This is a genomic window from Eubacterium aggregans (assembly GCF_900107815.1).
Classification (GTDB): domain Bacteria; phylum Bacillota; class Clostridia; order Eubacteriales; family Eubacteriaceae; genus Eubacterium_O; species Eubacterium_O aggregans.
In genome coordinates this window covers 1-1,162 of record NZ_FNRK01000062.1, presented here as the reverse complement: position 1 = coordinate 1,162, position 1,162 = coordinate 1, and the positions used below count along the sequence as shown (strand labels likewise).

Below are 1,162 nucleotides of genomic sequence, written 5' to 3'. Positions count from 1 at the left end.
GTCTTGATGGGATCAAGACCTCGGCCGATTAGTACTGGTCAGCTCCATACGTTACCGTACTTCCACCTCCAGCCTATCTACCTGGTCGTCTTCCAGTGGCCTTACTTCTTTCGAATGAGATATCTTATCTTAAGGGGGGCTTCGTGCTTAGATGCCTTCAGCACTTATCCCGTCCGAACTTGGCTACCCGGCTATGCCCTTGGCAGGACAACCGATGCACCAGAGGTTCGTCCGTTCCGGTCCTCTCGTACTAGGAACAGCTCCTCTCAAATTTCTTGCGCCCACGACGGATAGGGACCGAACTGTCTCACGACGTTCTGAACCCAGCTCGCGTGCCTCTTTAATGGGCGAACAGCCCAACCCTTGGGACCTGCTTCAGCCCCAGGATGAGACGAGCCGACATCGAGGTGCCAAACCTCCCCGTCGATGTGGACTCTTGGGGGAGATAAGCCTGTTATCCCCGAGGTAGCTTTTATCCGTTGAGCGATGGCCCTTCCACTCGGGACCACCGGATCACTAAGCTCGACTTTCGTCCCTGCTCGAGATGTCTCTCTCGCAGTCAATCACCCTTCTGCCTTTGCACTCTTACAGATGGTTTCCAACCATCCTGAGGGTAACTTTAGGCGCCTCCGATACTTTTTAGGAGGCGACCGCCCCAGTCAAACTGCCCATCTGACACTGTCCGATGGCTGGATTACAGCCACTCGTTAGAATTCCAATATAACAGGGGTGGTATCCCAAGGGTGGCTCCCCACATGCTGGCGCACATGGTTCTTAGCCTCCCACCTATCCTGTACATGTTATATCAAAATCCAATGCCAGATTGCAGTAAAGCTCTACGGGGTCTTTCCGTCCTGTCGCGGGTAACTCGCATCTTCACGAGTACTACAATTTCACCGGGTGTGTTGTCGAGACAGCGCTCAAATCGTTACGCCTTTCGTGCGGGTCAGAACTTACCTGACAAGGAATTTCGCTACCTTAGGACCGTTATAGTTACGGCCGCCGTTTACTGGGGCTTAAGTTCGCACCTTCGCTTGCGCTAAGCACTCCCCTTAACCTTCCAGCACCGGGCAGGCGTCAGCCCCTATACGTCATCTTTCGATTTAGCAGAGACCTGTGTTTTTGCTAAACAGTCGCTTGAGCCTCTTCTCTGCGGCCTCTT

Annotated in this window: 1 rRNA gene; it reads right to left on the bottom strand. The window is 53.5% G+C overall.

Annotated features, from left to right (window positions below):
• Positions 1-8 precede the first annotated feature (8 nt).
• Positions 9-1,162, bottom strand: a 23S ribosomal RNA gene (locus BLW33_RS13915); the annotation flags it as partial.